Origin of the sequence: Nostocoides jenkinsii Ben 74, assembly GCF_001046875.1 — a bacterium.
Classification (GTDB): Bacteria; Actinomycetota; Actinomycetes; order Actinomycetales; family Dermatophilaceae; genus Nostocoides_A; species Nostocoides_A jenkinsii.
The window spans coordinates 774,361-799,631 of sequence record NZ_HF571038.1 but is presented as its reverse complement, the minus strand read 5'-3'; the positions used below and the strand labels follow the sequence as shown (position 1 = coordinate 799,631).

The window sequence follows — 25,271 nt, the reverse complement described above, 5'->3', positions numbered from 1 at the left end:
GAGAACGGCGTTCTCCAGGCTCGGGAGTCAGGCTCGACGGGTCAGACTCGGGGTACAAAGAAGGGCCGGAACGGCAACCGGCAGCCCAATTCTAGGCCAGCGCGGCGACAGCCTTGGCAACGGCGGGCGCCACTCGCGGATCGAACACCGACGGGATGATCTCCTGCGGGGTCGGCGCCTCCACCAGCGTGGCGATGGTCTGGGCGGCGGCGAGCTTCATCTCCTCGGAGATCCGCTTGGCACCGGAGTCCAAGGCGCCGCGGAAGATGCCCGGGAAGGCCAGCACGTTGTTGATCTGGTTGGGGTGATCCGAGCGCCCAGTGGCGACGATCGCCGCATAGCGCCCGGCGAGCGTCGGCTCGACCTCCGGCGTCGGGTTGGCCAGGGCAAAGATCACGCTGTGCTCAGACATGCGGGCGATGGCGTCCTCCCCGATCGAGCCGCCGCTCACGCCGATCAACACGTCGGCACCGTCCAGCGCATCGGTCACCGAGCCGGACACCCCACGGGGATTGGTGGTGGCCGCCAACTCTTTCTTGTGCCCGGCCAGGTCTCGGCGGTCGGGGCCGAGCACGCCCCGGGAGTCACACACGATCAGATCGCGCGCACCCGCGAGTGCGAGCAGTTTGCAGACGGCGACCCCGGCCGCACCGGCGCCGCTGATCACGATCCGCAGATCCGCCAGCGCACGATCGAGCACCCGGGCTGCGTTGATCAGACCGGCCAGGACGACGATCGCCGTGCCGTGCTGATCATCGTGGAACACGGGAATGTCGAGGCGCGCGCGAAGCCGAGCCTCGATCTCGAAGCATCGCGGCGCCGAGATGTCTTCGAGGTTGATGCCGCCGTAGGTGGGGGCGATGCGGGCGATCGCCTCGACGAGTTCGTCGACGCTGCCGCTCTCCATACAGACCGGGACGGCGTCGACGTCGGCGAAGTGCTTGAACAGGATCGCCTTGCCCTCCATGACCGGCAACGCCCCCAACGGCCCGATGTCACCGAGCCCGAGGACGGCCGTGCCGTCGCTAATGACGGCGACGGTGTTGCGGCGCCACGTGTAGCGGAACGACAACTCCGCCTGCTGGGCGATCGCCGAACTCACCGCGGCGACGCCCGGGGTGTAGAGCAAGCTCAGATCGTCGCGGTCGCGCAGCGGCTTCGTCGCGGCGACGGCCAACTTGCCACCCTCGTGGGCCCGGAATACCGGGTCGTCGGTGGTGGGACTGTCGGCCTCCGGGGGCATCGCGCTGCTCCTTCGTCGTCGTCGCACGTAGGGTTTGCCATCGTGTCACATCGCCGCCGAGGCCTGGCCGTGGTCCGCGTCACGGGCGCGTCCATGGAGCCGACCTTGCGCGAGGGAGACCTGCTCCTTATTCGGTATGGCGCGCCGCCCCTCCTCGGGAGCATCGTCGTGGCGCGCTTGCCTCGCGACCGCGACGGGATGCCGCGCCCGGTCAGCGTCAAACGGCTCACCTCGCGAGACCCGGCCGATCCCGGGCGGTGGTGGGTCGAACGTGACAACCCCGCGGTCGGGGCGGACAGTTGGCTTTTCGGTTCGATCGGTGACGACGATGTGCTGGCTCGGGTGGTGTGTCGCATCTGGCCGCGCCCTGGCCGACGGGATGTCGGTCCGCGGCGGTAGGTTTGCTAGAAGAGGTCCCCGGGGATTCCGGCCGACCACTCCATCGAAAGGATCCGACATGTTCCGACGTCTTGCGGTCCGCACCGTCAGCGCGCACTGCGACCTGCCGTGCGGTGTCTATGACCCGGCCCAGGCCCGCATCGAGGCCGAGTCGATCAAGGCGATCTGCACCAAGGTTGCCGACAACGACGACCCCGACTTCCGGGTCCGGGCGGCGATCATCAAGGAGCAGCGCTCCGAGTTGGTCAAGCACCACCTGTGGGTGCTGTGGACGGACTACTTCAAGCCGCCGCACTTTGAGAAGTTCCCCAACCTGCACACCCTGGTCAACGAGGCCACGAAGCTGGCCGGTGCCGGTGGCACCAAAGCGAGCTTCGATGTCGCCAAGGCCGACGAATTGCTGGCCAAGATTGACGAGATCGCCGAGATCTTCGCCGAGACCAAGAAGGCCTGAGAAGGCCGACCCGAAGGCGCCGCCCGGGCTATCCGGGCGGTGCCTTCGTCACTCGGGCGAGCGCGTCGACACACCTCGGGTCGTACTCGTAACCGAGGCCAAGCTGGATGCGCTCCAGCGCGGCGGATCGCGTCGGGCCACCGCGCCCGCCGGTGAGATCGTCATACGCATTCGCCACCTTGAGGATGCGCGCCGCGAGGGGGATTTTCTCCCCGAACTCGCGCATGAGACGAAACTGCTGGGTGCTGGCGGTGATCGCGTCGCAGACCTCGACCTCAAGGCCGGCCTGCGACCCGATCCGGACACTGTCGCCCGCGATCCGCCGCTGACTGTCCGGATCGGCCAGGATGCTAGCCCCGCCCGGGAGCGGGACGGTCAGGGCGACTTGGCCGACGTCGTGCAGCAGGGCCGCCCGCTCAAGGTTGTCGACTTCGCGGTCCGACATGAGCAGCTCGTGGCCCATGGCACTGCACAGATCCGCGACGCGGCGGGCATGCCCCGGACGCGTGTGTCCGGAGTCGTCCGTCAGTCGCGAGAGTGCCGCCACTGTCTCCCGGTAGATCGCTTGGGTCCGCTCCCGGCGGCGCAGGCCCGCCATCGCCAGGGCCAACGGGCCGAGCACGAGGATCAGGGAGGTGGGACCCGCGACAGGCGCCACAAGCGCAACCAGCGGCCCGGCATGCGCCATCGCACTGCCGAGGGCCCCCGAGCGCATCAGGTCCTCACGAACCATCGACACAAGCGAGACCCGGCGCTGCCAGAAGATCAACGTCCAGGTCAGCAGTTCTACGAAGATCCCGGCAGCACACATCGCGATGAGCGCGAGAGCCGCTTGCCAAGCTCGCGCGTCGGTCGCCCACGTCAGCACTGGGCGTCCCTCAATCGTGAGATTGCGCGAGAGCACCACAGTGACCCCGAGACCGACCAGTCGTGCGGAGACCTCGTCGATGCCGGCCGACCAGCCGAGGGCGGCACGGATGCCGAGAGCCAAGAACACAGCCCCCAACACCACCACGATGACCTGCGCCGCCCGCAGCACTGTTGCGTCGGGGCCGATCGGCGTCAGCGCCAGGGCCATCGACCCGGCTACGGCCAAGGGGGCGGTGGTGCGGTAGTCGAGCGAGACGCGCCACAACTCGCCGATGACGATGGCCAGCCACGCGAGAACCACGAAGGTGGTGTCCTCTACGACCAACTCGGCTCCATTGCGCCACCACAACACCCCGGCAACCAGGGCGATTGCCGTGGCCGAGCCCACCACCGCCGGGCGCAGGCCGGCGGTGATGTCATCGGCACTCACGTGCGCCCCCGCCGCAGCAACCGAGTCAGTGCCTCGACGACGCTCGGGTCGTAGGTGGTTCCGCTGCTCGCCACGATGACCTGCCGTGCCGCCTCGTCCGCCTCCCGACCCGCGTCGGGACGGACCTCCAGGTGCGTGAACCGCTCCCGGGCCAGCACGAAATCGTCGGCGACCGCGAGGATCGCCGCCGAGCGCGGCGGGGCGGGGCGCGCGGCATACGGAATCCGCTGCCATTCCAGCGCCGGCCGGGCGGCGGCGAGGAAGGTGACTTGCCCCATCGCGCGGGTCGTGGTGAGGTCCGTGCCCTCGCCGTGGCCGGCGGAGGGGCGATCCACAGTCAGGATGTCGAGGTTGTGCAGCACCCCAGCCGTGCGCAGCATGTCCACTTCGTCGGCGGGCAGGGCGAGCGCGACGGCGAGGCCTTCGCAGAGGGTCGCCACCTCGGACGTATGCCGCGCCGCCGCCCCCGAGCGCACCTCGATCGCCGTCTGGAGTGCGGCCAAGGCGCCCTGCCGGGCGCGCTGCTCCGCGCCATACTGGGAGAGTTGCCAGCGCGTCGCGAGGATCGCGGGCCCGCCGAAGATCAGCGTGCTGGGGCCGAACCCGACCGGGATCCAGAGCACGTAGAGCAGGTAGGCCACGAATCCTTGCCCGAGATAGGGCAGGCCCGTCGATGACAGCAGCCCGAGCGCCTGGCCCCGCAGTGAGGTGCGCTCGGAGATCGCGACGACGGCGCCGACGAGGATGGCATTGAAGAGGCACTGCACGACAACGGCCAGCCCCAGGGCGGCGGCCGTCCACGCTAGCGATCGATCCTCCTGCGGGGCGCGCGCCAGCACCGCGACATAGATCAGACCCGCGACGGCGGCGATGACGGCGCGCATGCCCGCGTTGAAGACCAGTCGGCGAGTCTCGGTCGAGCCGACAGTGGCGAGGGCACCACCGAGGCCGACCAACGGTGCGGCGGCCGGTCCCGCCACCGGAATCGCCAGCATGATGAGTAAGGAGGAGATCGTGGAGAGGCCGACGATGCCGCGGACGCGGTTGAGCACACTCGCGCGACCGCTGGCGGCGGCCAGCGCGATCAGCAGGGCCAGCGCGACCACATCGGTGGGTGGGCCGGCGACGAGCCAGACAACCACCGACAGCAGCACCCCAAGCGTCGCGACGAGGGCGATGAACGCATTGGTGCGAGACCGTGTTGCGTGCTCTCGCGCCGACTCGGGTGTCGAGTGGGTTGCGGACGTCACGGCACGGCGGGGACTAGGCCCCGATGGACGTCCAGTCCCACACCTGGCCGCCGGGGTTGCCGTTCGTGCCGGGGTTCCCGTTTGTGCCGGGGCTGCCGTTTGTGCCGGGGTTGCCGGTCCCACCCCGACTATCTGCCACAACCGACGCCGACCCACCGGAGCTCGAGGACGCATTCGCGCCGGCGACGACCATCCCGCCCAGCACGATGGCGGCAAAGATGGTTGCGAGCGTCCGCTTCATGGTCCGTCCTTCGACAAGCGCGCTCCCAGGCGCGATCTGGTGCGGATTCTCGCACGGTCCACCGTCCAGCCGGAAGCATGCCTGGTCACTGGCACGCGTGTGGGAGACTTGATCATCCACTTTGACTGGTCAGCCTCGCCTGGCCGTCCCCACCGACTCTGGAGCAAAGATGAGCAAGCGTGCACGCAAGCGTCGCGACCGCAAGAAGAAGGGCGCCAACCACGGGCGCAAGCCCAACGCCTGACGACCCATCGCTTGGCGACAGGTTCACGACGAAGCCCCCGGGATTAGCCGGGGGCTTCGTCGTCTCACTAGACAGTTTGTCTGCGGTGGCTCGTCAGTCGGTGTAGCGAATCTCCACCGACGTGATCGACTGCACCACCATCATCCGTAGCCGTGCCGGCGCGGGCTCCGGCGCGCAGGACCGCTTGACCATGGCCTTGACCATCGTGTCGACGTCGTATTGGCGCAGGCACTCCACGCAGTGCGCGAGATGCGCCGCGATCTTGCCCTGGTCGGCGGGCTCCATCTCACCGTCGAGGTACTCGAAGACGCGATGCAGGGCCTCGGAGCAGTCGGCTTCGTTGAGTTGCTCGCTCACGACTCCTCCTCAACCCGGAAGCCGCGATCCGCGGCATACGACGAGAGAAGTTCGCGCAGTTGGCGCCGGCCCCGGTGCAGCCGTGACATCACGGTGCCGATCGGGGTGCCCATGATCTCGGCGATCTCCTTGTAAGCGAAGCCTTCGACATCGGCGAAGTAGACCGCGAGGCGGAACTCCTCGGGCAACTCCTGAAGCGCCCGCTTGACCTCGGAGTCGGGGAGGTGGTCGAGGGCCTCGACCTCGGCACTGCGCAGGCCCTTGGAGGTGTGCGACTCGGCCGCGGCGAGTTGGTAGTCCTCGATCTCGGCCGCATCGGACTGCAGCGGCTCGCGCTGCTTCTTCCGATAGCTGTTGATGTAGGTGTTGGTGAGGATGCGATACATCCACGCCTTGAGGTTGGTCCCCGGCCGGAACTGGTGGAAGGCAGCGAAGGCTTTGGCGTAGGTCTCCTGCACCAAGTCTTCGGCGTCGGCGGGGTTGCGCGTGGTGCGCAGCGCGGCCGAATAGAGCTGGTCCAGCAGCGGCAACGCGAGCGCCTCGAAGCGCGCCTGCCGCTCCGCCGGGGTCTCCGAGCTCACGTCGACATCGTCGAAGGGCGCCGGGTCTGCGGCGAGCAAGTCATCGGTAGGCGGCGTAGCAGTCATCGCCGACCACCCTAACGCGGGGGCCAGCGGTGACGCGGGTAGGAGAACGAGCACGTGAGGGTATCCGTTCGCAGGCGGCAAGTGACTTATTGGCAAAACCGCGACCGTCATCGGGATATTCCGTGACGTGACACACTGGACCACCCGACTCTTAAGGTCCTACGAGGAGTGTGTTTCCGATGTCCCCTTCCCCCTCCCCCGAACTCGCCGACCTCGCCGCGAGTTATCGGGTGGCGACCGATTACTGGGACTGGCAGGGGCGGCATACGGAGGTCTCGCAGGAATCCATCACCGCCGTCCTGACGGCGCTCGGCCTCGATGTGTCCTCCCCTGACGCCATCGCCAACGAGCGCGAGGAGATCTGGCGCAAGGAGTGGCGACGCACGCTGCCGGCGTGCGTGGTCGCCCGTGAAGGCTGGACGCCGTGGGTGCCGGTGCACGTGCCCCACGGTCGGCACGTGCATGTGGAGATCGAATTGGAGGACGGCGGTCGGCGCGCGGCCACGCAGGTCGACCGCTGGGTGCCATCACGGATCGTCGACGGGCAGGAGATCGGCGAGGCGACCTTCGCGCTGCCCGGCGATCTGCCCCTGGGGTGGCACCGGTTGCACGCCGTCGTCGAGGGGGTCGAGGGCGAGGCCGTGACAACCCTGGTGGTCACCCCGCAGCGTCTCGAACTTCCGCCGGCGCTGGCCCATCGCCGCGCGTGGGGCCTGATGACGCAGGTCTATCAACTGCGCTCCGCCTTCTCGTATGGCGTGGGCGACCTCGGCGATCTCGCCGACCTCGCGACCTTCGGCGGCGCCGAACTCGGGGCCGACTGGGTGCTCGTCAACCCCCTGCACGCCGCCCAGGCCACCCCGCCCATGGAGGCATCTCCCTACCTGCCGACGACGCGCCGCTTCGTCAACCCGATCTACATCCGAGTCGAGGATCTCCCCGAGATCGCCTACCTCGACGCCGCGACCCGCGCCCGCGTCGCCGAGGTCGCCGCGACCGGCCACGCCCTGAACGACGGCGCGACCATCGATCGCGCTGCGTCCTGGGCGGCGAAACGGGCCGCGCTCGAGCTGGTGTATGCCGCGGGGCGCAGCCCCCGACGTCAGCGCGCGTTCGACGGTTTCTGCGTCCGCGAAGGCCAGGGACTCGTCGACTTCGCGACGTGGTGCGCACTCACCGAGGCCCACGGGCAGTCGTGGCGGGAGTGGCCGGAGGAATTGCGCCGGCCGGACTCCCCCGCGGTGGCGCAGTTCCGGGACGCCAACGAGGCGGCCGTGGACTTCTTCCGCTGGCTGCAGTGGGTTTTGGAGGACCAGCTCGCCGCGACGCAACGGCTGGCAAAGGAGGCCGGGATGCGCCTCGGCGTCATCCATGACCTCGCCGTCGGCGTGCACCCCGACGGGGCCGACTCGTGGGGGCTGGCCGACGCGCTCGCCCGCGGGATCGACGTCGGCGCGCCGCCGGACCAGTTCAACCAGCTCGGCCAGAACTGGAGCCAGCCCCCCTGGCGGCCGGACCGGCTCGCGGAGCTGGGCTATGCGCCATACCGAGACATGCTGCGGACGGTCCTGCGGGACTCGGGCGGGATCCGCGTGGACCACGTCATCGGGCTGTTCCGCCTGTGGTGGGTGCCGCAGGGGTTGAGCGCCAAGGAGGGCACGTATGTGTCCTACGACCACGAGGCGTTGATCGGCATCCTGTGCCTGGAGGCGCACCGCGCCGGCGCGGTCGTGATCGGCGAGGACCTGGGGGTCGTGCAGCCCTTCGCCCGCGACTTCATGAAGGAGCGCGGCATCCTCGGCACCTCGATCCTGTGGTTCGAGTGGGACGGCGGGTTGCCGCTGGCGCCGGAGGACTATCGCGAGTTGTGCCTGGCCAGCGTCACGACCCACGACCTGCCGCCGACGGCGGGTTATCTGGAGTTGGCGCACGTTGCGTTGCGCGAGGAACTCGGTCTGCTGACCCGGCCCGTGGAGCAGGAGGCGGCCGCCGAGCGTGCCGCGATTGCCGCGGTGGCCGAGGCCTTGGCGCGGCGCGGGCTGCCCGCGGACCCGAACGAGGTGGCCGAATTCGTGGCGTCGATGCACCGCTACCTGGCGCTGTCGCCGGCCAAGATGCTGGGCGTCGCGGTGACCGACCTGATCGGCGACCGGCGCGCGATCAACCAGCCGGGCACGGACAAGGAATACCCGAACTGGTGCCTGCCACTGTCCGGGCCCGACGGCTCTTTGGTGACCTTGGAGGAGATCACCAGCGCCTCGGCGCCCCGTCGTCTGGCCCGCTACCTGGCCTGAACTACTTGTTCTGAGCGACTTGACCTGTTGCCCGCCGAACGGTCAGGCCGGCCCCCCCGTGCTCAAGTTCGGAAGGGGCCGGGCGGGGCTAGCCGCCGACGGCAGTGCCGAATAGCCGACCGATCAGGTAGGTGACGGCCATGGCCGCGACGCCACCGGCGAGCACCCGCACGACCGCTCGCCCGATCAGTGCGCCGCCCAGGCGGGCGCTGAGGTAGCCGGTGAGCGCCAGCGCGATGAGCACGATCACCACCGTCCCCGGGATGCGCCAGCCCGCGGACGGATTGAGCACCGCGATCAGCGGGAGCAAGGCGCCGAGGGTGAACGAAGCGAACGACGCGACGGCCGCCTGCCACGGGTTGGTCAGGGCGTGCGGGTCGATGCCGAGTTCGGCCTCGGCGTGCGCGGCCAGCGCGTCCTTGCGCGTCAACGCCTGCGCGACCTCCATGGCAAGGCCAGCCTCCAGCCCCTTGCCTTGATAGAGGCCCGCCAGTTCCTGCAACTCCGCTTCGGGGTCCTCGCGCAACTCCCGCCGCTCGATCGCCAGCAGTGCCTGCTCGGTGTCGCGTTGGGTGCTGACCGAGACGTACTCCCCCACGGCCATACTCATCGCACCGGCGGCAAGGCCCGCGAGCCCGGCGGTGAAGATCGCCCCGCGGTTCGTCGTCGCGGCGGCGACACCGATGACCAGGCCCGCTGTGGACACGATCCCGTCGTTGGCGCCGAGGACGCCGGCGCGCAGCCAGTTGAGCCGGCCGGCGGTGTCCTGGACGTGAAGTTCGGGCTCACCCTCGTGCGGGTCGGTCTCGCTGGTCACGCCAGTGAGGCTAGCCCGCCGCCACCTCGGCGCGTGCGCCCCACACTCAGACGTCGGTCTCAGATGTCGGTGACCTCGCCGATCGCGGCCGGCCCGCCGAACGAACCGAAGTCGTCCGACTCGCCCGCGGTCGGGTCCACGGCAACGGCCTCAACCTCGTGCTCACCGAGTTCGCCCAGCGCGATCGCCTCGGCGAAGTGGCAGGCGACCCGGTGCGTCGCCGGGACGCCGTCGATCTCGACCACGCGCAACTGCGGACGCTCGGTGTCGCAGCGGGTGGGCTGCCGCCACGGGCATCGCGTATGGAAGCGGCACCCCTTCGGCGGGTTCGCCGGCGACGGAAGGTCGCCGGTGAGCAGAATCCGCTCGCGTCGATCCTCCACGAGCGGGTCCGGCACCGGCACGGCGGACATCAGGGCGCGGGTGTAGGGGTGCAGCGGCGCGGCATACAAATCGTCGGCGGCGGCCTCCTCGACCAGCGCGCCGAGGTACATCACGCCCACCCGGTCGCTGATGTGCCGGACAACGGCGAGGTCGTGCGCGACGACGAGATAAGTGAGCCCGAACTTCTCTTGCAGGTCCTCCAACAGGTTGATGACCTGCGCCTGCACCGACACGTCCAGCGCGGACACCGGCTCGTCGGCCACGATCAACTTCGGGTCGACCGACAGCGCCCGGGCGATGCCGATGCGCTGGCGCTGCCCACCGGAGAACTCGTGGGGGTACTTCCGCAGCGCCGCCGCCGGCAGCCCGACGGCCTTGAGCAACTCGCGCAGTCGCGCGTTGGCCGCTTTCGCGTCCTTGACCAGCCCGTGCGCTTTCATCCCTTCCAGCAGCAGCGACTCCACCGATTGCCGCGGGTCGAGGCTGGAGAGCGGGTCCTGGAAGACCATCTGGATGTCTTTGCGCTTGGTGCGCAGGGTCTCGCCGCTCAGGCTGGCGATATCCGTGCCGTCGAAGACGACCTTGCCCTCGGTCGGGGGTTCGAGGTTGAGGATGGCGCGCCCCAGCGTGGACTTGCCGCAGCCCGACTCCCCCACCAGCCCGTAGGTCTCGCCGCGCCGGATCTGCAGGTCGACGCCGTCCACGGCATACACATAGCCGATCGTCCGATCGAAGATGACGCCCTTCTTGATCGGGAAGTGCACCTTGACGCCCTGGACGTCGACGAGGACATCGTCCGTGGCCGCGGTCATGAGCCCACCTCCTCTCGGTCTTGCGCCCGTGGGGCGTCGACCGGGTTGTGACAACGCAGGGCCGCCGGGCCGTCCTCGACGAACTCGGGGGTGCGCTCGCGGCATACGGGAAGGGGTTGGGAGCATCGGGGGGCGAAGGCGCACGCGTTCGCCCACGGGAGATTGTCCGCAACCGACCCGGGTATGGGGTGCAGCGGCTCCCCCCGGGCCCCGTCCAGTCGCGGGATGGAGCCCAGGAGACCGTGGGTATAGGGATGGCGGGGCGCCGCGAAGAGTTCGTGGCGCAGACCGCGCTCGACGATGCGACCGCCATACATGACATTGACTTCGTCACACAGACCCGCGACGACGCCGAGGTCGTGGGTGATCATGATGAGGGCGGTGCCGCTGTCGCGGACGAGTTCCTTGAGCAGTTGCAGAATCTGCGCCTGGATCGTCACGTCGAGCGCCGTCGTGGGCTCGTCAGCGATCAACAGGCGCGGCTCGCACGCCAGCGCCATCGCGATCAGGGCGCGCTGGCGCATCCCACCGGAGAGCTGGTGCGGATAGTCCTTCAGCCGCCGGTCGGGATCGGGGATGCCGACCTTGTCGAGCATCTCGCGCGCCTTCGGCATGGCCGCCTTGCGTGACATGCCCTTGTGCCGCTCCAACACCTCGGTGACCTGTATGCCGATGGGCACCACGGGATTCAACGACGAGAGCGGGTCCTGGAAGATCATGCCGAGATCGCGTCCGCGCCGATCACGCATCGCGTTGTTGTTGAGCGAGAGCAGGTTGACGCCGTCGAAGGTCGCCTGGCCGGTGACGTGATTGCCGCGGGCCGGCAGCAAGCCCATGATCGCCAGCGAGGTGACCGACTTGCCCGAGCCGGACTCCCCGACCAAGCCGACGGTCTGGCCGGGGCGGACATCGAAGCTGACCCCGTCGACGGCCACGAACGGCGCCTCCCCCTGGCGGCGGAACTCCACCGTGAGGTCGCGGACGGACAGGAGGGGTTCGGCGGCGCGCGAGTCGGCGGCATACGCCCTGGTGGTCATGGTGCTCACCTGCGGCTCTTGGGATCGAGGGCTTCCCGTAGGGACTCGCCCATCAGCGTGAACCCGAAGGCGACGACGATGATGCAGGCCGCGGGATAGAAGGCCATATGGGGATAGTCGGCGAGGTACTCCTGCGCCTTGCCGAGCATCTGCCCCCACTCGGGCTGGCGGTCGTCGGGGTTGCCGAGACCGAGGAAGGACAGGGCGGCGGCGTCGATGACGGCCGTGGCCAGCACCAGCGTCGCCTGGACGATGACCGGGCCGACCGAGTTGGGCAGCATGTGGCGGAAGACGATGGCCCCGCGTTTAACGCCGAGCGCTCGCGCAGCAAGCACGTGATCACTATGTCGCTGAGCAAGCATCGAGCCGCGTAGTAACCGGGCGAAGACGGGTAGATAGGCGATCGAGATCGCGATGATCACCGTCCACTGGCTCGGCCGCGCGGCCATGGCCGCGACCGAGAAGGCGAGCAGGAGCGAGGGGATCGACAGCAGGATGTCGACGACGCGCATCACCAGGGAGTCGACCCAGCCTCCGAGAGCACCCGCGAGGGTGCCGAGGATGAGGCCGCCGAGCAGGGAGAAGATCGTGGCGAACACACACACGATCAGTGTCTGCCGGCTCCCGACGATCAGCCGCGACAGCAGATCCCGCCCGCGATCGTCGGCACCCAACGGGAAACCGGGCTCCGGGCCGGGGATGGGGTTGGTCTGACGGCGGACCTTGGCGATGAGTTCGGGGATCGGCTTGGTCGGATCGTGCGGGGCGATGAGCGGGGCGAAGATCGCCACCAAGACGAAGATGATCGTGATCGTCAGGCCGATGAGGAAGATCCGGTCGCGGCGCAGGCGCTTCCAGGCGCTCGCGATCAGCGAGACGCCAGGCTTTTCGTCGACGTTGCCCGCATCGCTGACCGTCGCGCCGCTGGCGGCGAGTGCGTCGATGTGCTCCTTCTTGGCGGCGCCGGGGCGCCAGCCGTGCTTGGGCGATTCGCTCATGGAGTCCTCACCTCGTCCGGACCCGCGGGTCGATGACCGCGTAGGTGATGTCGACGAGCAGGTTGACGATGACGAAGGTGGCGGCGGAGGCCATGATCAGCACCTGCAGGACCGAATAGTCGCGATGCTCGAAGGCCAACGCCAGCGCCTCACCGATGCCCCCGAAGGAGAAGACGCTCTCGGTCAGAATGGCACCGGCCAACAGGCCGCCGACCTGCAGACCGATCGTCGTGACGACCGGCAGGAGGGCGTTGCGCAGCACATGCCGGCCGCGGATGATCCGATTGGTCAGGCCCTTGGACTCGGCGGTACGCACGAAGTCCTCGTCGAGCACCTCCAGCACGGAGGCGCGAGTGATGCGGAAGATCACCGCGAACGGGATGGTCGCAAGAGTGAACGCCGGCAGGATCAAGTGTTTGAAGGCGTCCCACGCAGCGTCCCACTCGCGCGTGAGGATGCCGTCGAGGACGAAGAAGCCGGTGACGCGAGTGGCGTCGATATTGCTCTGCCGCCCCGAGACCGGCAGCCAGCCGAGTTGGACGGCGAAGATGTACTTCAGCAGGAACGCGAGGAAGAAGACCGGGACGGCCACACCGATCAGCGAGACGATGACGCTGGCGTTGTCGAAGAAGGACGCCCGGCGGCGCGCGGCGAGATAGCCCATCGGGATGCCGAGGATGACCGCGATCAGGATCGCGAAGAAACTCAACTCGATGGTCCCCGGGAAGCGCGTCAGGAAGATGTCAAAGGCGTCGCGGCCGGGCAGGACGCCGGTCGAGGCGCCGAAGTTGCCGGTTAAGGCGCGCTTCAGGTAGGCCCAGTACTGCACCCAGATCGGCTGATCCAGCCCGAGCGCCTTCTCCAGCCTGGCCCGGGACTCGGGCGTGGCCCGGTCACCGAGGATCGCCGAAACCGTCCCCCCGGGCAGCATCCGAAGCCATATGAACAGCAGCAAGGACAAGACGAAGACGACGCCGACCATCTGCACCAGTCGACGCACGATAAATCGGAGCACCGCACCTCACCTCCAACCTGTCGCAATGACGACGACGGCCGCCCCGGCGGCAATGCCGGGGCGGCCGTCACCCTATCCGGTGAACACCGCGAGCGGTCAGCTCTTGGTCACGGTGACCGTGTCGAACATCTCCGCGGTCAATGGGCTGGCGGTCAGCCCCTCGACACCCTTGCCGACCACGAGGGCGGGCGGGCTGTGGCTGATCGGGAGACCGGGGAGGTAGTCCTCCATGATCTTCTTGTTGACGGCCTCGTATGCCGTGGTGCGCTCGCCTTCGTCGACGATGCCGTTGGCGTCATCCAGCTCCTTCGACAGGGTCTTGCCGAAGTCCGTCTTCCAGGTGTGGAAGTCGTTGACGTCGCTGCCGAAGAACGTGCCGATGAAGTTGTTGGCGGAGTTGTAGTCACCGGTCCAGCCGAGCAACCACGCGTCGAACAGGCCGTTGTCGACACCGTCGAGGTAGCCGCCGTTCCACGGCTTGGTGACCACGTCAACCTTGATGCCGATGGCCTCGAGGTTGGCGCGCAGCGCGTCGTGGATCTTCTGGGGGTCCGGCATGTAGGGCCGGGACACCTCAGACGGGTAGGCGAACTGCAGCGTCATACCCTCGGCGCCGGCCTCCTTCAGGAGGGCCTTGGCGGCCTCGGGGTCGTACTTCATCGGCTGCAGCGCGGTGTTGTAGCCGGCCACGGTGTCGGGCATGAATTGCGTGGCCACCTTGGCGCCCTCGGGAAGCTGCGTCTGGACGAGCTCGTCTCGGTTGAGCGCCATGTAGATCGCCTTGCGGACGCGAATGTCCTGGAGCTTGTCGTTCTTCTCGGGGTTGAGGCCCATGTAGAGGATGTTGAAGGCCGGGCGGACCAGGACCTGGTTGCCCTTCTCCTCCAGACCCTTCCAGTCGGCCGGGTTGGGCAGGTCGTAGGCGTTGATGCTGCCGGCCTCGAGCTCCTGGCGGCGCGTCGACTCGTCGGGGATGACCTTGAAGACCAGGTTGGCCGTCTTGGCCTTGTCGCCCCAGAAGTCGTCGTTGCGCACGAGGGTGATGGTCTTGTTGGCCTCGTCGTACTTGCTGAGCTTGTAGGGCCCGGTCCCGACGGGAGCCATCGCATAGGCGGGGTACTTGAAGCCGTCGCCTTCCTTCTGGACGTTGTTGGCGTCGCCGTCCTTGAGCGCCTTGGGGCTCTGCATGGAGAAGGACTCCAGCGTCAACAGGATCGGGAAGTCGGAGGTGTAGCGGGTGAGGTTGATGACGGCGGTCGAGTCGTCCTTGGCCTCGCAGCTCTTGTAGAGCGACTCCGTCTCGCTGCCCTTGAAGCCGAGCATCGTGTAGGCCCAGTATTCGGCCGGACCGGCCTGGGCGACCTCGTTCTGGTCGAACATGCGCTCGAAGTTGTAGCAGACGGCCGCGGCGTTGAAGACCTCGCCGTCGGTGAACTTCACGCCTTGACGCAGCTTGAAGGTCCACGACAGGCCGTCCTTGGACGGCTCCCAGCTCTCGGCAAGCTCGGGCTGCGGGTCGGCGGTGCCGGGCTTGATGCCGAGCAGGCCCTGGAAGATCTGCCGCGTGATGCGGAAGGTCTCGCCGTCGGAGGCGTAGTAGGGGTCGAACACCTCGGGCGCACCGGCGGCGCCGAAGGTGAAGGTGTCGCTGGCCGTGCCGCCGCCGGAGCCCGCGGATGAGGACCCGCTGGCGGTGTTGGAGTCGGTGGTGCGGTCGGACTTCGCACAGCCGGCCATGCCGACCATCACGGAACCGGCGAGAACGACGGTCGCCGCCCTTCGGGTGAGCTTCATGCATACCTCACATCAATGGAGCCACTCCGCTGTGGTCATTGTCCGGCCACAGCAGACTTGCAGGGCACTGTATGCCGCGCCGCCGACACCCGCCCCGCGCCGCCGGGCGTCGTTACCGGATGGATACGCGGTCGAGCCCCCTCGGGATGCGAGCCGCGCCCGCCTCGGTGAGGATGTCCTGGGGGCGCGCCGTCGACTGGGTAAGCCAGCGCCTACCACACGGTGAATTGCCAACATTTGCCCAAGTTTTGGTCAAGAAACAGTCAAAAACATCGCTTTGGCCGTCCTTGCCTGTGGATAACTCGGCTTTCACCTCGCGAGATTCGATAGTCCTCGCTTAGTGTCCAAAACGAGCGGCGCGGGGGACGCGCCGACTGCAACTTTCAGGGGGCGAGATGCTGGCGATCGCGACGGTCGAGAACGAGGTGCGCGACCTCATCCGCCATTCCGGGCTGGACCCGATCCGCGACGTCGATGAAGTCCGCGCGCTCGTGCGCGACACCGTCACCGACTACGACGACCGCAGCCTCGCCGGCGGCCTCCCTCGCCTCGATGACCTCGACCAAGCCACCAAGAGCGTGTTCGACGCGGTCGCCGGGTTCGGCCCCTTGCAGCAATATTTCGACGACCCCGAGGTCGAGGAGATCTGGGTCAACCAACCCAGCCGGGTCTTTGTCGCACGTCGCGGCATCGCGGAACTGACCTCGACAATCCTCACCGACGACGGCGTTCGCGACTTGGTCGAGCGGATGCTCAAGGCCAGCGGACGGCGCGTCGACTTGTCCTCACCCTTCGTCGACGCGGTCCTCGCCGACGGAAGTCGACTTCACGTCGTCATCCCCGACATCACCCGAGCCCACTGGTATGTCAACATCCGCAAGTTCGTGGTCAAGGCCGATCGGCTAGACGACCTCGTCCGCATCGGCACCCTCTCCGGCCAGGCCAGCCGGTTCCTCGAAGCCGCCGTGGCGGCCGGCCTCAACATCCTCGTGGCCGGTGGCACCCAAGCCGGGAAGACAACGCTGCTCAACTGTTTGTCGGCCGCGATCCCGCCGCGCGAGCGCATCGTCACGGCGGAAGAGGTGTTCGAATTAAAGATTCCCCAGAGAGACGTCGCCGCGATGCAGTGCCGCCAGCCCAGCCTCGAAGGCACCGGCGAAGTTCCGCTGCGCAGGTTGGTCAAGGAAGCGTTACGGATGCGCCCAAACCGGATCATCGTCGGTGAGGTGCGCCAAGCCGAGAGTCTCGACCTGCTCATCGCCCTCAACTCCGGCCTGCCCGGTATGGCCACCCTGCACGCCAACAGCGCCCGCGAGGCAATCGTGAAGATGTGCACGCTGCCGCTGCTGGCGGGTGAGAACGTCGGGTCGCGATTTGTCGTGCCGACCGTCGCGTCCTCAATCGACCTCGTCCTGCACGCCGCGCTAGAGCGCGACGGCGTCCGTCGGGTCCGCGAGATCGCCGCGGTGCCGGGGCGTTGCGAGGGCGATGTCGTGGAGATGGCCGACCTCTTTGTCCAGCGCAACGGCGTCCTGGTGCGGGCCGACGGCTTCCCGCCGCATGCCGAGCGGTTCGCCGCCGCCGGCTACGACCTCGCCGAGCTCCTGGCCCCGGAGCACTGATCCCATGAGCCCGACTCTCGTGTCGCTGATCTTCGGGATCGGACTGTTCCTGATCTGGTGGTCGTGTTGGGTTCCCGAGCCCGGCGAGGAGCGCCCCGGCCGGCGCCGCAGTTTCGTCGACCGACTCAGTGACGACCTGACTCAGGCGGGGTATGCCGCGATCGGCCCCCGCTCGCTCCTCGGCACCGCCGCCATGCTCGCCGTCGTCACCTTCGTGGTGGTCACGGCATACGTCCGCGTCACCTCGATCGCCGCCTGCTTCGCCCTGGGCATTGGCTTCGCGCCCATCCTCCTCGTGCGCGCGAGGGCGCGAAAGCGCCGCAGCAGCCTGCGGGACGTCTGGCCGGACGCCGTCGACAACATCGCTTCCGGCGTCCGGGCGGGCCTCGCCTTGCCCGAAGCCCTGGCGCAGTTGGCCACCCGAGGGCCGGTGGAATTGCGGCCGGCATTTCGCCGGTTCGCTGAGGACTACCGGACCACCGGTCGCTTCCACGACAGCCTCGACCTGCTCAAGGCTCGCCTCGCGGACCCGGTCGGCGATCGCCTGGTCGAGTCGCTGCGCATGGCTCGCGAGGTCGGCGGCAGCGACCTCGGCCGCCTGCTGCGGACGCTGTCGACATTCCTGCGTGAGGACGCCCGCGCCCGGGCCGAGTTGGAGACCCGGCAAAGCTGGACCGTCAACGCCGCCCGACTGGCCGTGGCTGCCCCGTGGATCGTCCTCGCCATGCTGTGCACCCGTCCGGAAGCCGTCCAGGCGTATGGCAGTCGCACCGGCACCATGGTCCTGGCCAGTGGCGCGGCCTGCACCTTCGTCGCCTACCGACTGATGATCCGCATCGCCCGCCTCCCCGAGGAAGACCGGGTGCTCGGATGAGCGGCTACCTACTCACCCTCGGTGCGGTGCGAACGGGGGCCCTCGCTGGCCTCCTGTTTGCCGCCGGCTCTTGGGTCGCCGTCCGGCGCCTCCCCTGGCTACGGCGACCGACGCTGGAGGCGCGGCTCGCGCCATACCTCTCGGATGCCGTGCGGCACACCCGACTTCGGGATCGCTCGGTGAGCAGCCCCGGCGGGGTCCTCGCCGTCCTGGGGCGACCACTTGTCGGCGACATCGCAGGCTGGATCGAACGCATCCTCGGCGGCGCCGCCTCCGTGCGCCAGCGGCTGCTGCGCGCCGGCAAGACCCCGGACGTCGACCGCTTTCGCGCGGAGCAGGTCATCGCCGGTGCTCTCGGCGGCGTCGCCGGGGCCGTTGTCGGCGTCAGCGCCGTGCTTGGCAACGGGTCGAGCCCGTTCCTGCTCGTCATGATCGTCTTCCTCGGCGTCGGGCTCGGCGTCATCGGCTGGGATCACAGGCTGACTCGCAAAGCCGTGCGCCGCGAGGAGCTGATGCTCACCGAGTTCCCGACCATCGCCGAGCTACTTGCGCTGGCCGTGGGCGCCGGCGAGGGCGCAGTCGGCGCGCTCGAACGCGTATGCCGCCTCTCCAATGGCGCCCTCGCCGACGAACTCGGCCGCTGTCTCGGCGACGCCCGCGCCGGCGCCAACCTCCCGTCTGCGCTGGAGGGCCTGGCCAACCGCACCGGCCTCGCCTCCCTTACGCGGTTCGTCGACGGCATCGTCATCGCCGTCGAGCGCGGCACCCCACTGGCTGACGTTCTGCGCGCACAAGCCCAGGACGTCCGCGAGGAGAGCCGGCGGGATCTGATGGAGAAGGGTGGCAAGAAGGAGATCGCGATGATGGTTCCCGTCGTCTTCCTCGTGCTCCCGATAACCATCCTTTTTGCTGTTTTTCCCGGGTGGGATTTCCTCAACTTCAGCATGTGACCTCAGTGGCCCGCGCCCGCGGACCCGCACTCAAAAGGAAAGGACGACGACCATGTCGACGCAACTGATCAAGGCCCACGTTCGCTTCACCGCGGCACTGCGCGCGGCGATGAACCCCGACCCCGAATCCGAGCGTGGCGACGTGCCCGGCTGGGTGCTCATCACCTTGATGACCGCAGGCATCGTCACCCTGCTGTGGGGCTTCGCCGGCGAGAAGCTGCGCGGGATGTTCGAGGCCGCCCTCGACGGCGTGCACGGCTGAGCCGATGATGCGGATCCTCGCCCGGAGGTTGCGGGCGCGGGAGCCGGACGACACCGATGCGGGCGCGGCGGTTGCCGACTTCGCCATGGTCAGCGGGCTGCTCATGCTCGTCTTCGCGATGGTCTTCCAACTCGGGCTCGCGCTGCACGTGCGCAACACCCTGATCTCGTGCGCCGCCGAAGGCGCCCGGCTGGGCGCACGGGCCGACGCGCAGCCCGGGGAGGCGATCACGCGGACACGGGAGCTGATCGGCAAATCCATCTCCACCCGGTTCGCCCAGGACATCACGGCCTCGGACGGGTCGGTGGACGGGGTTGCCGTGGTCGTCGTGCGAGTCAAGGCACCCCTACCGTTGCTCGGCCCCTTCGGCCCCAGCGGCGGACTCGATGTCGTCGGCCGCGCCTTCCAGGAGCGGCAGTGAGCAGGCTTCGCCACTGCCTGGCGTCCGTGCCGCACCGCCTGCGGAGACTTCGACAACGCCTGGCGGCTGCCGACGCCCCGGCTCAGGAGGGCAGCGCAATCGTCGAGTTCGTCTTCCTCGGCGTCCTGATGCTCGTGCCGCTGATCTACCTCACCTTGATGGTTGCGCGCGTCCAGGCAGGTTCGTATGCCGCGACCCAGGCCGCGCGCGAAGCGAGCCGAGCGTTCGTCACGGCCGCCTCGGAAGACAGTGCCTCAGGGCGAGCCCAAGCCGCCGCGGCGATCGCCTTCACCGATCAAGGCTTCACCGGCGACCAGGCCACGCTGGCCATCTCGTGCGCCGCGTCGCCCTGCTTCACCCCGGAGGCAAAGGTGGAGATGTCCACCACCGTCACCGTGCCACTGCCCCTCATACCGTCCTTCGCGCGGGACGTCATCCCGTTGGACGTGCCGGTGTCGGCGACCCAGGTCGTCACGATCGAGCGGTTTCGGGGGTAGTCATGCGGATGCGCACGAAGGGGAGCGGCGCCGCATACGGGAAGAAGTCGGACGACGACCGCGAGGCGGGGACGATCGCGCTGATGATCCTCGCGCTCTGCCTGATCGGCTCCGTCCTCATCCTGGGCACGATCACCGTCACTAGCGCCCAACTTGCCCGGATGCGGCTGCTCGATGCCGCCGATGCGGCGGCGTTGGATGCGGCCGACACGGTCAGCGATGTCGTCTACGTCAACGGCGTCGGCGAGGCCGTCCCGCTGACCGACGCGGCCGTCGTGCAGAGCGCGAGCGCCTACCTGGCCGCCCGGCCGCTGCCGAGCCGGATACAAACCTGGTCCATCGCTCCCGGCACAGGGAGCCCGGACGGCACCAGCGCCGTCGTGGTCCTGACTGGCACCGCGGAACTACCCATCCTCGGCTCCGCGCTCGACGCCCTAGGCGGCTCGATCACCATCACCGTCTCGTCCCGGGCCCGCGCCGACGTGGTGCCGTGACCTGCCCAGCACCAAGCGGCCCGTTCGAACTACCCCCCAACCAGTGGCAGAATTGTCGGTTGTGACTGCCGCGACTCCGAGCCTGCCGCAGTTCTGCCCACCGGTCGACCAACTCGATGATCTTGAGTTGCTGCACGCCGGTGCTTTGACTGAGCAGGACATCGACCGGCTGACCCCGCTCCACATCCCGCACACCATCGCCGACCAGGCGCTGGCCGCCGGCGGGGTGGAGATCGTCGATCCCGAAGGCGTGCCGTTCGCGCAGGTCCCGACCGGTTCGGCCACCCCCGACCGCGACGGCTGTCTCGACCTGCCGGCCCACGCAACCTGGACCGGCCGCCCCTCCCCGCGCACCTTCGAGCGCTACTACGCCTCCCCCGAGGAGAACGCCGGCCAACTCGAAGACGGCACCGTCAGCGTGGTCGTCGACCGCCCGGTCCGCACGGACGACCTGCTCGACATCGTCGCGACGGCAGGCAAGCGTCCTCTGCAATTCCTCGTCCTCGCCGGGCCTACCCACACGGCACACTCCCCCGCCGTGGCCGCCATCCGCTCCGCCCTCGAAGCCGTCGTGCGCCTGCGCCGCGGCCACGTCGTCGCCGTCCCCCTGAGCCCGCGCGCGAGCGCGGCCAAGCGGGAGCGGGTCGTCGCGGCATACGCCCCGGGGGACGTCGTGAACCTGACGCCCCTCCCGAGCGAGCCACGGCCCCACGGTCTGGTCCTGTTCTTCACCGGCCTCTCCGGCTCCGGGAAGTCCACGATCGCCCGCACCGTGCGCGACCTCATCCTCGAGGACGGGGAGCGCAGCGTCACTTTGCTCGACGGTGACCTCGTTCGACGGCACTTGAGCGCGGGCCTGAGCTTCTCGGCCGCCGACCGCGAGACCAATATCCGCCGCATCGGCTGGGTCGGCGCCGAGATCGCCCGCCACGGCGGCGTCGCCATCTGTAGCCCGATCGCCCCCTTCGCTTCCACCCGTCAGGCCGTGCGCCAGATGGTCGAAGAAGCCGGCGGCGACTTCCTCCTCGTCCACATCGCCACGCCGCTCGCCGAGTGCGAGCGCCGCGACCGCAAGGGTCTCTACGCCAAGGCCCGCCGCGGCGAGATCCCCGAGTTCACCGGCATCTCCTCCCCGTATGAGGAGCCCACCGACGCCGACCTCGTCATCGACACCACGGGGCGCACCATCGAATCCGCCGTCGGGGACGTCCTGAGCCTCCTGCAGCAGAGCGGGCACCTCAGCAAGGAAGAAGTTCTGGAATGGGCGATCTGATCACCGCCGACACCCCCGGCCTGCTGGCCGTCGCCTTCCTCATCGGCATCGTCGTCGGGCTGACCGGTATGGGGGGCGGCGCCCTCATGACGCCGGCCCTGATCTTCCTCGGCATCCCCCCGACCGCCGCCGTCGCCAACGACCTGACCGCCGCCGCGATCAACAAGACGGTCGGCGCGGCCGTGCACTACAAGCACGGCTCCCCCAACCTCAAGCTCGCGAAGTGGCTGATCATCGGCTCGGTGCCCACGTCGTTCGCCGGGGCGTGGATCATCCAGGCGATCGGCGCCGACGCCGACCAGCAGGCGTTCGTCAAGAAGGCCATCGGCGTCGCCCTGCTGCTCACGGCAGTGACCTTCTCCCTGCGGATTTACCTGGAGATGCGCCGCGGCTTCCAGGATGACCCCGACCGGCCGGATCCGGTGGTCCGCCCGCTGCCGACGCTCGCCGTCGGCGCGATCGGCGGCCTGCTCGTCGGTATGACGAGTGTCGGCTCCGGCTCGCTCATCATGATCAGCCTGCTGCTGCTTTATCCCACGCTCTCCGCCCGCAAACTCGTCGGGACCGACCTGGTGCAGGCCATCCCGCTGGTGCTCTCGGCGGCCATCTCACACATGATCGTCAGCGGTATCGACTGGGAGATTCTGCTCCCGCTGATCATCGGCGGCAGCCCGGGGACGTTCGTGGGGGCGCGGCTCGCGGCATACACCTCGCAGTCGATCCTGCGACGCGGGATCGCGATCGTGCTGACCCTGACCGGCCTCGGGCTGTTGAAGCTGCCCCCGGTGTGGGTGGGCATCCTCGGCGCCGCGATGGTGATCCTCGGACCGGTCGTATGGGGCCTGGTCAAGCACGCCCACGGGCGACCCGCTTTCCAACATTTCGGGGCCGGCAAACGCTCCCCCGAATCGCAACACATATCGAAGGGGAATTGACACGTGGCCGACCCACGCAACGACCACATCCTGGCCCGGGACCTCGCCGTCGAGGCGGGCAAGGTGCTGCTCGCCATCCGCGCGGACTTCCCGCAGGACGGCGACCCGAAGGCGCTCAGGGACGCCGGTGACCGCGGCTCGCACGACTTCCTGATGGACGCCCTCGCGCAGGCGCGTCCCGACGACGCCGTCCTGAGCGAGGAAGGCGCCGACAACCCGGTGCGGCTCCGCTCCGAGCGCGTCTGGATCGTGGACCCGCTCGACGGCACCCGCGAGTTCTCCGAGCGCCCCCGCGACGACTGGGCCGTTCACGTAGCCCTGTGGGAGCGCGGCGAGCTCGTCGCGGGCGCCGTTGCCCTGCCCGCGCGCGACCAGGTCTTCTCCACGGATGCCGTGCCGGCGATTCCCGAGGCCACCGGCGGCCCGATCCGGCTCGCGGTGTCGCGTTCGCGCCCGCCGGCCTGGCTGCCCGGGCTGGTCGAGGCGCTGGACGCGGAGTTGGTCCCGATGGGATCGGCCGGCGTGAAGGCTGTCTCGGTGCTCGACGGGTCGACGGACGCCTACGTCCACGCCGGCGGTCAGTATGAATGGGACTCCGCCGCCCCGGTCGTCGTCGCCGCCGCTGCTGGGCTGTTCACGAGCCGGGTGGACGGGAGCAAACTGCTCTACAACCAGCCCAACGTCTCGCTCCCCGATCTGATCGTATGCCGTCCCGAGCTCGCCGAGCAGGTGCTCGCCGCGGTCGCGACCTTGGAATTCTGAGCCGCCGCAAAGGCTTTCGCAGCGACAGACGAGGGCGGACTGCCGGGGATCTCCCCCGTGCAGCCCGCCCTCGTGGTCGTATGCCCCGTGCCGCCCCGCCCGTGGGCGGCACGCGTCAGTCGGCGGGCCGGGCGTCGGAAGCGGTGGCGCCGGCCGGGGCGGGAGTGTCGACGTCGCCGGCGTCGATCCGGTCGGCCAGGGAGCCCGGAGGCGGCGGGGCCGGCGCGGGGAAGCGGGCGACGGGGGGCGGGCCGTCGTAGCCGTCGGGGGTGGGCGCCGCGGGGGCCTTGGCCTCCTTGCCCTTGCCCTTCGCCTCGTCGTGGCCGTAATACGAGCCGTAGTAGCCATAGCCGCCGTAGTTGCCATAGCCGGAGGCGAAGCCGGACTCGATCCTGTTGAAGATGACACCGAGCACGTGGCCGTTGACCTGCTCGAGGCTGGTGAGGGCACCGTCGAGCTGGGTGTCGAGGGTCTTGCCGGCGGTGATGACGACGAGGGCACCGTCGGCATTGGCCGTGAGCACGGCAGCATCGGTGACGGGCAGCAGCGGCGGCGCGTCGACGATGATCATGTGGTTGCGGCGCAGGGTCTGCAGCAGCTGGCGCATGACATTGGAGCCGAGCAGCTCGCTCGGGTTGGGCGGGATGCTGCCGGCGCCGACGACCGTGAGATTCGGGGTCTGGGCCGGGTGCTGGGCGACCTCGTCGAGGGTGGCCTTGCCGGTCAGCAGGTCGGTCAGGCCGGCGCCCTCGAGCAGGCCGAAGGATTCGGCGACCACCGGGTGGCGCAGGTCGCCGTCGAGCAGGATCACCGACTCGCCCGCCTCGGCGAGCGCGATGGCGAGATTGGCCGAGACCGTCGACTTGCCGTCACCCGGCAGCGGGCTCGTCACGACGATGACCCGCGGCGGGTTGTCGATATCCATGAACTGCAGGTTGGTGCGGATCTTGAGGAAGGACTCCACGACCTGGCTGCGCTTGCTGTCGCCCCGGCCCCCGAAGACCACGGGCACGTGCCCCTCCTCGTTGCGGCGCAGGATCTCGCTCGCCGGGATGGCACCGGCGACGGTGACACCGAACTGCCGGGTGACCGTGTCGACATCGCGGATGCGACGGTCGATCCGGGAGCGCAGCAGGGCGTATGCCGATCCGGCCAGCCCCCCGAGCAGGAAGCCGAGCGCGAGATTGCGCACCGGATTCGGGGAGACGGGCCCGCCAGGAAGCGCCGCGTTCTCCACGGGGATCATGCGGATGCTCGATCCCTTGCCTGCCGGGTCCTCGAGCTCCTTGATCTGCTCGGTCAAGGCCACGACCCAGGTGTCCGCCAACTGCTGCGCGCCGGACGGCGACCCGGCCCGGGCCTGCACCTTGATCGTCGCCGTCTGCACCGGCTGGGTGACGGTGATATGGGAGATCAGGGCGTCGGGCGTGGTGTCGAGGCCGAGCTTGTCGATGGCCTTCTGCGCCACCGGACGACTCTTCGCGACGTCGACATAGGCGACGGCCCGCGACTTGGCCAGCGTGTCCCCCAGGGACTCCTCCGCGGGGCTCTCGGCCACGCCGGAGCGCACCATCCCGGAGGCGGTCGCGGCATAGACCCGGGGTGTGAACAATGTCACCAGCCAGGCCGTCAGCAGGCCGAGGGCGATGAAGGTCAGGATCGCCTTGTAGTGCAGGCGGGCGATGCGCAGATAGTCACGGAGTTCCACGGGCCGTAAGCGTCCTCAGAGAGCAGGGGGGAAAGAGGTTCGCCGTAGATTACCCGTCCGTCACGCGGGGCACGAGTCGTCGGGGTGTCTCGCCCCTAGGCCCACCAGCAGGCACAATGCTCAGGTGGCACGCCTTTGGGTGGTGCGTTATAGTCGTTGGCGATCTCGCCAGTGTCACGAAAGCCCA

General features: G+C 68.9%; 27 protein-coding genes. 14 read left to right on the top strand and 13 right to left on the bottom strand.

Annotation, left to right across the window (positions count from 1 at the left end; all coding sequences use genetic code 11):
* Positions 1 to 91 precede the first annotated feature (91 nt).
* Entirely contained in the window at positions 92 to 1,243 is a 1,152-nt protein-coding gene (locus tag BN13_RS03750) for an NAD(P)-dependent malic enzyme (RefSeq protein WP_048544540.1), read from the bottom strand.
* A gap of 42 nt (positions 1,244 to 1,285) precedes the next feature.
* Between BN13_RS03750 and BN13_RS03745 the strand changes: the two genes are divergently transcribed.
* Both BN13_RS03745 and sodN read left to right on the top strand, forming a co-directional pair.
* Entirely contained in the window at positions 1,286 to 1,642 is a 357-nt protein-coding gene (locus BN13_RS03745; RefSeq protein ID WP_201329040.1) for a S24 family peptidase, read from the top strand.
* Positions 1,643 to 1,700: 58 nt separating this feature from the next.
* Positions 1,701 to 2,096 carry a superoxide dismutase, Ni gene (gene sodN, locus BN13_RS03740; RefSeq protein WP_048544538.1) on the top strand — a complete coding sequence of 132 codons (396 nt, stop codon included), beginning with the start codon at positions 1,701 to 1,703 and terminating at the stop codon, positions 2,094 to 2,096.
* A 28-nt stretch (positions 2,097 to 2,124) separates the two neighbouring features.
* Here the strand turns inward: sodN and BN13_RS03735 are convergent, their stop codons facing one another.
* Genes BN13_RS03735 through BN13_RS03725 form a run of 3 tightly spaced genes read right to left on the bottom strand, consistent with a single transcriptional unit; the run spans position 2,125 to position 4,887 of the window.
* The gene (locus BN13_RS03735) at positions 2,125 to 3,396 is read right to left on the bottom strand and encodes an HD-GYP domain-containing protein (RefSeq protein ID WP_048544536.1); all 1,272 of its coding nucleotides are present in this window, start codon (positions 3,394 to 3,396) and stop codon (positions 2,125 to 2,127) included.
* Positions 3,393 to 4,646: an HD-GYP domain-containing protein gene (locus BN13_RS19130; RefSeq protein ID WP_048544535.1), complete on the bottom strand. Its 1,254-nt coding sequence runs from the start codon at positions 4,644 to 4,646 to the stop codon at positions 3,393 to 3,395. The genes BN13_RS03735 and BN13_RS19130 overlap by 4 nt, the downstream gene beginning before the upstream one ends.
* Positions 4,647 to 4,659: 13 nt before the next feature.
* Positions 4,660 to 4,887: a hypothetical protein gene (locus BN13_RS03725; protein ID WP_048544533.1), complete on the bottom strand. Its 228-nt coding sequence runs from the start codon at positions 4,885 to 4,887 to the stop codon at positions 4,660 to 4,662.
* A gap of 169 nt (positions 4,888 to 5,056) precedes the next feature.
* Here BN13_RS03725 and BN13_RS20865 point away from each other — a divergent pair, with 169 nt between their 5' ends.
* On the top strand, positions 5,057 to 5,131 hold the full coding sequence (locus BN13_RS20865) for a 50S ribosomal protein bL37 (RefSeq protein ID WP_369299113.1): 75 nt from the start codon (positions 5,057 to 5,059) through the stop codon (positions 5,129 to 5,131).
* Positions 5,132 to 5,224: 93 nt separating this feature from the next.
* Here BN13_RS20865 and rsrA read toward each other — a convergent pair whose 3' ends face one another.
* Both rsrA and BN13_RS03715 read right to left on the bottom strand, forming a co-directional pair.
* On the bottom strand, positions 5,225 to 5,488 hold the full coding sequence (gene rsrA / locus BN13_RS03720; RefSeq protein ID WP_048544532.1) for a mycothiol system anti-sigma-R factor: 264 nt from the start codon (positions 5,486 to 5,488) through the stop codon (positions 5,225 to 5,227).
* A complete protein-coding gene (locus BN13_RS03715) occupies positions 5,485 to 6,135 on the bottom strand; it encodes a sigma-70 family RNA polymerase sigma factor (protein ID WP_048544531.1) in 651 nt (216 codons plus the stop codon). The genes rsrA and BN13_RS03715 overlap by 4 nt, the downstream gene beginning before the upstream one ends.
* Before the next feature lie 179 nt (positions 6,136 to 6,314).
* On the opposite strand from BN13_RS03715, the gene malQ reads away from it, so the two are divergent.
* Positions 6,315 to 8,429, top strand: a complete 2,115-nt coding sequence (gene malQ / locus BN13_RS03710; protein WP_048544530.1) for a 4-alpha-glucanotransferase — start codon at positions 6,315 to 6,317, stop codon at positions 8,427 to 8,429.
* A gap of 88 nt (positions 8,430 to 8,517) precedes the next feature.
* Here malQ and BN13_RS03705 read toward each other — a convergent pair whose 3' ends face one another.
* From BN13_RS03705 to BN13_RS03680, 6 genes are all read right to left on the bottom strand, one after another.
* Positions 8,518 to 9,246, bottom strand: coding sequence for a VIT1/CCC1 transporter family protein (locus tag BN13_RS03705; RefSeq protein WP_048544528.1), 729 nt, complete (start codon positions 9,244 to 9,246; stop codon positions 8,518 to 8,520).
* A gap of 59 nt (positions 9,247 to 9,305) precedes the next feature.
* Positions 9,306 to 10,442, bottom strand: coding sequence for an ABC transporter ATP-binding protein (locus BN13_RS03700; RefSeq protein ID WP_048544527.1), 1,137 nt, complete (start codon positions 10,440 to 10,442; stop codon positions 9,306 to 9,308).
* Entirely contained in the window at positions 10,439 to 11,479 is a 1,041-nt protein-coding gene (locus BN13_RS03695) for an ABC transporter ATP-binding protein (RefSeq protein WP_048548849.1), read from the bottom strand. The genes BN13_RS03700 and BN13_RS03695 overlap by 4 nt, the downstream gene beginning before the upstream one ends.
* Positions 11,480 to 11,484: 5 nt before the next feature.
* Entirely contained in the window at positions 11,485 to 12,477 is a 993-nt protein-coding gene (locus tag BN13_RS03690; protein WP_048544525.1) for an ABC transporter permease, read from the bottom strand.
* A gap of 7 nt (positions 12,478 to 12,484) precedes the next feature.
* Positions 12,485 to 13,492 (bottom strand): ABC transporter permease, encoded by a 1,008-nt coding sequence (locus BN13_RS03685; protein ID WP_048544523.1) that lies wholly within the window; start codon positions 13,490 to 13,492, stop codon positions 12,485 to 12,487.
* A gap of 96 nt (positions 13,493 to 13,588) precedes the next feature.
* A complete protein-coding gene (locus BN13_RS03680; RefSeq protein ID WP_048544520.1) occupies positions 13,589 to 15,286 on the bottom strand; it encodes an ABC transporter substrate-binding protein in 1,698 nt (565 codons plus the stop codon).
* Positions 15,287 to 15,681: 395 nt separating this feature from the next.
* Here BN13_RS03680 and BN13_RS03675 point away from each other — a divergent pair, with 395 nt between their 5' ends.
* The 10 genes from BN13_RS03675 (at position 15,682) to BN13_RS03630 (ending at position 23,376) form a co-directional block, all read left to right on the top strand.
* Complete coding sequence (locus BN13_RS03675; protein ID WP_048544517.1) at positions 15,682 to 16,908, top strand: CpaF family protein; 1,227 nt, start codon at positions 15,682 to 15,684, stop codon at positions 16,906 to 16,908.
* Positions 16,909 to 16,912: 4 nt separating this feature from the next.
* Positions 16,913 to 17,782 carry a type II secretion system F family protein gene (locus tag BN13_RS03670; protein WP_048544516.1) on the top strand — a complete coding sequence of 290 codons (870 nt, stop codon included), beginning with the start codon at positions 16,913 to 16,915 and terminating at the stop codon, positions 17,780 to 17,782.
* A complete protein-coding gene (locus tag BN13_RS03665) occupies positions 17,779 to 18,732 on the top strand; it encodes a type II secretion system F family protein (RefSeq protein WP_048544515.1) in 954 nt (317 codons plus the stop codon). The genes BN13_RS03670 and BN13_RS03665 overlap by 4 nt, the downstream gene beginning before the upstream one ends.
* 52 nt (positions 18,733 to 18,784) lie before the next feature.
* Positions 18,785 to 18,994 carry a hypothetical protein gene (locus BN13_RS03660; protein WP_053079708.1) on the top strand — a complete coding sequence of 70 codons (210 nt, stop codon included), beginning with the start codon at positions 18,785 to 18,787 and terminating at the stop codon, positions 18,992 to 18,994.
* Between the two features lie 4 nt (positions 18,995 to 18,998).
* On the top strand, positions 18,999 to 19,415 hold the full coding sequence (locus BN13_RS03655; RefSeq protein ID WP_235433925.1) for a TadE family protein: 417 nt from the start codon (positions 18,999 to 19,001) through the stop codon (positions 19,413 to 19,415).
* Positions 19,412 to 19,912, top strand: coding sequence for a pilus assembly protein (locus tag BN13_RS03650; RefSeq protein WP_235433924.1), 501 nt, complete (start codon positions 19,412 to 19,414; stop codon positions 19,910 to 19,912). The genes BN13_RS03655 and BN13_RS03650 overlap by 4 nt, the downstream gene beginning before the upstream one ends.
* Before the next feature lie 2 nt (positions 19,913 to 19,914).
* A complete protein-coding gene (locus BN13_RS03645) occupies positions 19,915 to 20,406 on the top strand; it encodes a pilus assembly protein TadG-related protein (RefSeq protein WP_235433923.1) in 492 nt (163 codons plus the stop codon).
* 61 nt (positions 20,407 to 20,467) lie between these two features.
* Positions 20,468 to 21,679, top strand: a complete 1,212-nt coding sequence (gene cysC / locus BN13_RS18525) for an adenylyl-sulfate kinase (RefSeq protein ID WP_048544513.1) — start codon at positions 20,468 to 20,470, stop codon at positions 21,677 to 21,679.
* Positions 21,667 to 22,614 (top strand): sulfite exporter TauE/SafE family protein, encoded by a 948-nt coding sequence (locus BN13_RS03635; protein ID WP_048544512.1) that lies wholly within the window; start codon positions 21,667 to 21,669, stop codon positions 22,612 to 22,614. Before cysC ends, BN13_RS03635 begins: the two co-directional genes overlap by 13 nt.
* Before the next feature lie 3 nt (positions 22,615 to 22,617).
* Positions 22,618 to 23,376, top strand: a complete 759-nt coding sequence (locus BN13_RS03630) for a 3'(2'),5'-bisphosphate nucleotidase CysQ (protein WP_048544510.1) — start codon at positions 22,618 to 22,620, stop codon at positions 23,374 to 23,376.
* A 115-nt stretch (positions 23,377 to 23,491) separates the two neighbouring features.
* Here BN13_RS03630 and BN13_RS03625 read toward each other — a convergent pair whose 3' ends face one another.
* Positions 23,492 to 25,084 (bottom strand): polysaccharide biosynthesis tyrosine autokinase, encoded by a 1,593-nt coding sequence (locus BN13_RS03625; protein ID WP_048544509.1) that lies wholly within the window; start codon positions 25,082 to 25,084, stop codon positions 23,492 to 23,494.
* Between the last annotated feature and the right edge of the window lie 187 nt (positions 25,085 to 25,271).

What these genes read in the sequence shown, in the direction of transcription:
- BN13_RS03750 (WP_048544540.1), bottom strand. Translation starts at nt 1,243, where the DNA reads ATGCCCCCGGAGGCCGACAGTCCCACCACCGACGACCCGGTATTCCGG.
- sodN (WP_048544538.1), top strand. Translation starts at nt 1,701, where the DNA reads ATGTTCCGACGTCTTGCGGTCCGCACCGTCAGCGCGCACTGCGACCTG.
- BN13_RS03725 (WP_048544533.1), bottom strand. Translation starts at nt 4,887, where the DNA reads ATGAAGCGGACGCTCGCAACCATCTTTGCCGCCATCGTGCTGGGCGGG.
- BN13_RS03715 (WP_048544531.1), bottom strand. Translation starts at nt 6,135, where the DNA reads ATGACTGCTACGCCGCCTACCGATGACTTGCTCGCCGCAGACCCGGCG.
- malQ (WP_048544530.1), top strand. Translation starts at nt 6,315, where the DNA reads ATGTCCCCTTCCCCCTCCCCCGAACTCGCCGACCTCGCCGCGAGTTAT.
- BN13_RS03700 (WP_048544527.1), bottom strand. Translation starts at nt 10,442, where the DNA reads ATGACCGCGGCCACGGACGATGTCCTCGTCGACGTCCAGGGCGTCAAG.
- BN13_RS03695 (WP_048548849.1), bottom strand. Translation starts at nt 11,479, where the DNA reads ATGACCACCAGGGCGTATGCCGCCGACTCGCGCGCCGCCGAACCCCTC.
- BN13_RS03690 (WP_048544525.1), bottom strand. Translation starts at nt 12,477, where the DNA reads ATGAGCGAATCGCCCAAGCACGGCTGGCGCCCCGGCGCCGCCAAGAAG.
- BN13_RS03680 (WP_048544520.1), bottom strand. Translation starts at nt 15,286, where the DNA reads ATGAAGCTCACCCGAAGGGCGGCGACCGTCGTTCTCGCCGGTTCCGTG.
- BN13_RS03675 (WP_048544517.1), top strand. Translation starts at nt 15,682, where the DNA reads ATGCTGGCGATCGCGACGGTCGAGAACGAGGTGCGCGACCTCATCCGC.
- BN13_RS03670 (WP_048544516.1), top strand. Translation starts at nt 16,913, where the DNA reads ATGAGCCCGACTCTCGTGTCGCTGATCTTCGGGATCGGACTGTTCCTG.
- BN13_RS03665 (WP_048544515.1), top strand. Translation starts at nt 17,779, where the DNA reads ATGAGCGGCTACCTACTCACCCTCGGTGCGGTGCGAACGGGGGCCCTC.
- BN13_RS03660 (WP_053079708.1), top strand. Translation starts at nt 18,785, where the DNA reads ATGTCGACGCAACTGATCAAGGCCCACGTTCGCTTCACCGCGGCACTG.
- BN13_RS03655 (WP_235433925.1), top strand. Translation starts at nt 18,999, where the DNA reads ATGATGCGGATCCTCGCCCGGAGGTTGCGGGCGCGGGAGCCGGACGAC.
- BN13_RS03645 (WP_235433923.1), top strand. Translation starts at nt 19,915, where the DNA reads ATGCGGATGCGCACGAAGGGGAGCGGCGCCGCATACGGGAAGAAGTCG.
- BN13_RS03635 (WP_048544512.1), top strand. Translation starts at nt 21,667, where the DNA reads ATGGGCGATCTGATCACCGCCGACACCCCCGGCCTGCTGGCCGTCGCC.